The following is a 5,460-nucleotide window of genomic DNA, read 5'->3' as shown; positions in this document are numbered from 1 at the left end:
GGGCGGGAGGTCGGGGCGGGGCACGGAGCGGGGGCGGGTTTCTCGTCGATCACGGTCATGGGCGTCACCCTGCGTCCGGTCCGCCCGCCCGGGCACGCGGGTTGACGGTTTTCGTCAACCGGCGTCGGCCCGCGCCGGTCCACCTGCGAGGATCGGCCGGGTGAGCCTGACCATCGACATCACCGGACTGCCGCCCGAGCGGCTGCTCTTCACCCCCTCGCCGCTCGCCGAACTGTCCGCGATGCTGCACGTGCTCGCCGAGCCCGCGCACCACCCGGACCTGCACGGCTGGGCCGCCGCGACCACGGCCGCGATCCGCCCCGAACTGGCCGACCGGCTGCTGGAGGCGGACTTCCTGTGGCGCTCCTCCCGGGCCGACTTCCTGGTCCCCGGCCTGCCCGGCGCGAGCCTCGCCGATGAACTCGACGCCGTCGACCGGCTCGACGACGAGACGTACGCCGCCGCCTCCCTGGTCGCGACCTGCGGCTCCTCCCGGCTGTCCCTGCGCTCCCGCTCCCCGCTGGCCGACCCGGCGGCCCGGGAGCGCGCCCGCGACCTCGCGCTGGCCCGCGGTCCCCGGCAGGCGGCGTTCGCGGACCGGCTGCTCACCGACCCGCCGGCCGTCCGCGCGCGGATCCGCCGGCTGCTGGAGGACTGCGCGGAGGCGTTCTTCGCCGACGCCTGGCGGCAGGTCCTGCCCGGGCTGGCGGCCGACGCCCGGCACAAGGCGGATCTGCTCGCCCGGCGCGGTCCCGCCGAGGCGCTGGCGTCGATCTCGCCAGCCGTCGCCCACCACGCGGAGGAGGCCGGTCCGGCCCGCATCGTCGTCGACAAGCTGCAGGACAACTCCACCAGCGCGGTCGGCGCGGGCGGCGTCACCTTCATCCCCACCGCCTTCGGCCGCCCGCACCTGGTGGTCGTGTACGCCCGCGGCTGGCGGCCCGTCCTGCAGTACCCGGTCGCCGAACCGGGCCTGCCCGAACCGGTCTCGCTGGCCCTGGTCCAGCAACGGCTGGAGGCGCTCGCCCACCCGGTACGGCTGCGGCTGGCCCGCACCATGGCCCGCGGCGCGCACACCACCGGGGAACTGGCCGAGGCCTGGCAGCTCACCGCCCCCGAGGTCTCCCGCCACCTCGCCGTCCTGCGCAAGGCCGGCCTGCTCAGCACCTCCCGGCGCGGCCGCTACCTGCTCCACCGGCTCGACCTGACGACCAGTGGGCGGCTCGGCGCCGACCTGCTGGAGGCCGTCCTGCGGTAGCCGTCCGGAGGGTGGCCGGCCGCTGTCGGGCCGGGGCTGTCGGTGCCGGGTGGCAGGCTCGGGGCCATGGACAAGGCGGAGTTCTGGCAGTTGATCGCGGTTGCCCGTGGAGGCGTTCTCGACCCGTCCGACGGCGAGGCGGTGGCCGAGCGGGCCGCCGGTCTGCTCGCCGCCCGGCCGCGCGCGGAGATCCTCGCGGCTCAGCAGGTGTTCTGGGACCTGATGGCCGAGTCCTACCGGACCCCGCTGTGGGCCGCCGCCTACCTGCTCAACGGCGGCTGCTCCGACGACGGCTTCGACTACTTCCGCGGCTGGCTGATCACCCAGGGCCGGGAAGCCTTCGAATGCGCCGTCGAGCGGCCCGACACGCTGGCCGGACTGCCCGCCGTGCGGGCGGCGGTGGCCGGGTCGGCGGAACTGGAGTGCGAGGAGGCCCTGGGCATCGCCTGGGACGCCCACCTCGCGGCCACCGGAAGCGAACTCCCCGACGACGCCTTCACCATCACCTACCCCACGCCGGGCGGTGGAGACGGTGACGGTGGCGGCTTCTGGGACTTCGACGACGACGCCGAGATGGCGGCCCGGCTGCCCCGGCTCACGGCGCTCCTCGCCGAGTAGCGGCGGCCGGGGCTCCCGGGCCGGTCCTCCGCCGGCCACCCGTTCCCCTGCCGCCTGCTCTCATGCGCCGGCGACGCCCGGCGCGTCGCCGTCGGCCCGGAGGTCCGCCAGCCGCTCGCCGGCCTCGGCGAGGTCCTCGGGGGTCGGGGCGTCGTCCTGGGTGAGGTCGAGCCGCCAGTACCCGGCGAACTCCACCGACCGGCGGTCCAGGCGGCGTTCGCCGACCAGGTGCCGCCGCAGAGCCCGGACGGTGCCGGCCTCCCCGGCCAGCCAGGCGGACCCGGTGCCCGGCGGCAGCAGCGCGCCGCGTACCGCGTCGACCAGCGCGGTGCCCCGGCCCGCCGGGACGCCGTCGCGGTGCAGCCAGTGCACGGTCAACTCGCCTCGGGTGGGGAAGGGTTGCTCCTCGTCGCGGTCGGCGACCTCCAGGTACGCGATGGCCCGCGCGCCCTCCGGCAGCGCCTCCGCCAGCCCGGCGACGGCGGGCAGCGCGGTCTCGTCCCCGGCCAGCAGCAGCCAGTCGGCGGGTCGGGGCGCCCGGGCGTACGCGGCGGAGGGGCCGACCATGCCCAGCACGTCGCCGGACGCGGCGGCGGCCGCCCATCGGCCGGCCGGGCCGCAGTCGCCGTGCAGGACGAAGTCGACATCGATCTCGGCGCGGTGGGGGCGGCGGGCGCGGACGGTGAAGCTGCGCATCCACGGACGCTCGTGCTCGGGGATCGCCAGGAACGCCTGGTACCAGCGCATCACGTCGCCGTCCGGTTCGGCCGCCGGGAGCCTCGGCCCGGCCTGGCCGGGCCGGGGGAAGCAGAGCTTCATCTGCTGGTCGGGCCAGCCCTCGCCGAGCTCGGCCAGGGCCGGGGCGGTGAAGGTCACCCGCGTCGTACGCGGGGTGATCCGGTTGACCGCCGTCACTCGGATCAGTGATACCGGCAGCTGCTCCATGAGCCCTCCTCCTGATATCTTTATGCCGTAAAGAGATCCTCTCGGCTGCGCCACTTTACGACATAAGGAGATGTGCGGTGACGGTATTCGCCGGGCAGGGCGACCCCCGCCGCTCGATGGCCCTGCTCTGGCTCCCCCCGGGCCCGGCCGACCGGCCGCGCACCGGCCCGGGACCCAAGCCCGCCCTCAGCGTCGGCGCGGTGGTCGATGCGGGCATCGCGGTCGCCGACGAACAGGGGATGGCCGCGCTGTCCATGCGCGCCGTCGGCGAGCGCCTCGGGCGCACCGCGATGGCCCTCTACACCTACGTCCCCGGCAAGGGCGAACTGCTCGACCTGATGCACGACCGGGTGCTGGCCGAACTGCTCGCCGACCTGTCCGCCGAACCCGGGCCCACCGCCGAGCCGGCGCCCGCCGAGCCCGAGCCCGGCACTGCGGTCGGCCGTGGACTCCCGCCGCACCCGGCCGGACCGTCCTGGCGGGCGGACGTCACCCGCTGGGCCGAGCGCTGCTGGGCCTTCCACCTCCGCCACCCCTGGGTCCTGCTGATCTCGCAGGCCAGGCCGGTGCTCGGACCCAACGAGTACGCGGTGGTGGAGGCGCTGCTGCGGGCCCTCGCCGGGACCGGTCTCGGCGCCGGGGTGCTGCGCCGGGCCGCCGGCGTGCTGGTCAACCACGTCCGCGGATCGGCGCAGGCGGTGGCCGAGTCCCGACAGGCCGCGGCGGCGACCGGGGTGTCGGACGAGCAGTGGTGGTTCGCGCGGGCGTCCCTGCTGCCGGAGCTGGCGCCGGACTTCGCCGAGCGCTACCCGCTGCTGACGGCCGTGGAGCAGGACCGCGCGGCCGATTTCGGCCCGCCCGACCGTGGCGCGGACGGCGAGCCAGTCCCGTACCTGGAAGGCGAGGCCGCGGCGACCTTCCGGGCCGGGCTGGTCCTGCTGCTGGACGGCCTCGCGGCGGCGGTCGCGGCCGCCGGGCCGGATCCCGCGGCCCGCCCCGACTGACCCGCGCCGCCCGCCGCCGCCGGAATGTTTCAGGCGTCGGCACGGACCACCGGTGCTGTGGCAATTCTGGGTAAATTCACCGGCCGTGGCCCGGTGAGGGCGTTGGAGCCGGGAAGTTCGTCGGCTACCGTAACCGCCACGAGACCGGATCCTCCCGCGTACCAGCCCGGGGGCGGTCGCGCCGGACGGGCCGCCCGTCAGCGCGCGACGGCCGTCGGCGCAGCCGCACCGCGCAGCCGTACCGCGCGGTCCGGGGGGAGCGCTCGGGGCACAGTGCGGTGCCCGCCCCCACCGTGACCTTCCCACCCGAGGTACGCGCCGATGAAGCTCACCCCCCACGAGCAGGAGCGCCTGCTCGTCCACGTGGCCGCCGACGTGGCCCGCGCCCGCCGCGCCCGCGGCCTGCGGCTCAACCACCCCGAGGCGGTGGCCCTGATCACCTCGCACGTACTGGAGGGCGCCCGGGACGGCCGCACGGTCGCCGAGCTGATGGAGTCCGGCCGTCAGGTGCTGGGCCGCAAGGACGTGATGGAGGGGATCGCCGAGATGATCCCGGACGTCCAGGTCGAGGCGACCTTCCCGGACGGGACCAAGCTGGTCACCGTGCACGGACCGATCCTGTGACCCCCGGTGAGATCCTGTACGGCGACGGGGAGATCGGCCTCAACGCCGGCCGGCCGGTGACCCGGCTGACCGCCGTCAACGCGGCCGACCGCCCGGTGCAGGTCGGTTCCCACTACCACTTCGCCGAGGCCAACCCCGGCCTGGAGTTCGACCGCCGGGCCGCGTACGGCCTGCGGTTGAACGTCCCGGCCGGCACCGCCGTCCGCTTCGAGCCGGGCATCCCGATGGAGGTCGAGCTGGTCCCGATCGCCGGCCGCCGCGAGGTGTACGGGCTGCGCGGCGAGGTCGCCGGAGCGCTCGATGGCTGACCGCCCGGCGCACGCGAGCGGCCACGCGCTGCACCTGTCCCGCGAACGCTACGCCGACCTGTACGGGCCGACGGTCGGCGACCGGATCCGGCTGGCCGACACCGACCTGCTGATCGAGGTCGAGGAGGACCGCAGCGCCGGCGGCGACGAGGCGGTGTTCGGCGGCGGCAAGGTGATCCGGGAGTCGATGGGCCAGTCCCGGGCCGGCCGCGCCGACGGCACGCCCGACACCGTGATCACCGGCGCGGTGGTGCTCGACCACTGGGGCGTGGTCAAGGCCGACATCGGCATCCGGGACGGCCGGATCACCGCGCTCGGCAAGGCGGGCAACCCGGAGACCATGGACGGCGTCCACCCGGAGCTGGTGATCGGCCCGGAGACCGAGGTGATCTCCGGCAACGGCAAGATCCTCACCGCCGGTGCGGTCGACGCCCATGTGCACTTCATCTGCCCGCAGTTGGTGGACGAGGCGCTCGCCTCCGGCGTCACCACCCTGATCGGCGGCGGCACCGGCCCGGCCGAGGGCAGCAAGGCGACCACCATCACCCCGGGCCGCTGGCACCTGGCCCGGATGTTCGAGGCCATGGACGGCCTGCCGGTCAACATCGGCCTGCTCGGCCGCGGCAACACCGTCAACACCGAGTCCATGCACGACCAGCTGCGCGCCGGGGCGCTCGGCTTCAAGATCCACGAGGACTGGGGG

Annotated in this window: 7 protein-coding genes; 6 read left to right on the top strand and 1 reads right to left on the bottom strand. The window is 75.6% G+C overall.

Annotation, left to right across the window (positions count from 1 at the left end; all coding sequences use genetic code 11):
- Positions 1-160 precede the first annotated feature (160 nt).
- A complete protein-coding gene (locus tag AA75_RS38835) occupies positions 161-1,258 on the top strand; it encodes a DUF5937 family protein (protein WP_033825164.1) in 1,098 nt (365 codons plus the stop codon).
- Between the two features lie 66 nt (positions 1,259-1,324).
- Positions 1,325-1,876, top strand: coding sequence for a DUF4240 domain-containing protein (locus AA75_RS38830; protein ID WP_033825163.1), 552 nt, complete (start codon positions 1,325-1,327; stop codon positions 1,874-1,876).
- A 60-nt stretch (positions 1,877-1,936) separates the two neighbouring features.
- Here AA75_RS38830 and AA75_RS38825 read toward each other — a convergent pair whose 3' ends face one another.
- On the bottom strand, positions 1,937-2,821 hold the full coding sequence (locus AA75_RS38825; RefSeq protein ID WP_033825162.1) for a siderophore-interacting protein: 885 nt from the start codon (positions 2,819-2,821) through the stop codon (positions 1,937-1,939).
- Between the two features lie 77 nt (positions 2,822-2,898).
- Here AA75_RS38825 and AA75_RS38820 point away from each other — a divergent pair, with 77 nt between their 5' ends.
- The 4 genes from AA75_RS38820 to AA75_RS53000 all read left to right on the top strand — a co-directional run.
- Positions 2,899-3,825: a TetR/AcrR family transcriptional regulator gene (locus AA75_RS38820; RefSeq protein ID WP_033825161.1), complete on the top strand. Its 927-nt coding sequence runs from the start codon at positions 2,899-2,901 to the stop codon at positions 3,823-3,825.
- 321 nt (positions 3,826-4,146) lie between these two features.
- Positions 4,147-4,449 carry an urease subunit gamma gene (locus AA75_RS38815; protein WP_033825160.1) on the top strand — a complete coding sequence of 101 codons (303 nt, stop codon included), beginning with the start codon at positions 4,147-4,149 and terminating at the stop codon, positions 4,447-4,449.
- Positions 4,446-4,757 carry an urease subunit beta gene (locus AA75_RS38810; RefSeq protein ID WP_033825159.1) on the top strand — a complete coding sequence of 104 codons (312 nt, stop codon included), beginning with the start codon at positions 4,446-4,448 and terminating at the stop codon, positions 4,755-4,757. The genes AA75_RS38815 and AA75_RS38810 overlap by 4 nt, the downstream gene beginning before the upstream one ends.
- The coding region (locus tag AA75_RS53000) for an urease subunit alpha (RefSeq protein WP_233289380.1) at positions 4,750-5,460 on the top strand (711 nt) is incomplete at its 3' end. The genes AA75_RS38810 and AA75_RS53000, both read left to right, overlap by 8 nt.

The sequence above is a fragment of the Kitasatospora sp. MBT63 genome (assembly GCF_000710465.2).
In the GTDB taxonomy this organism is placed as follows: Bacteria; Actinomycetota; Actinomycetes; order Streptomycetales; family Streptomycetaceae; genus Kitasatospora.
This window is presented reverse-complemented; position numbering and strand designations above follow the sequence as displayed.

Excerpts from the sequence above, each read along its gene's own strand:
- AA75_RS38830 (WP_033825163.1), top strand. The coding sequence starts at position 1,325 with ATGGACAAGGCGGAGTTCTGGCAGTTGATCGCGGTTGCCCGTGGAGGC.
- AA75_RS38825 (WP_033825162.1), bottom strand. The coding sequence starts at position 2,821 with ATGGAGCAGCTGCCGGTATCACTGATCCGAGTGACGGCGGTCAACCGG.
- AA75_RS38815 (WP_033825160.1), top strand. The coding sequence starts at position 4,147 with ATGAAGCTCACCCCCCACGAGCAGGAGCGCCTGCTCGTCCACGTGGCC.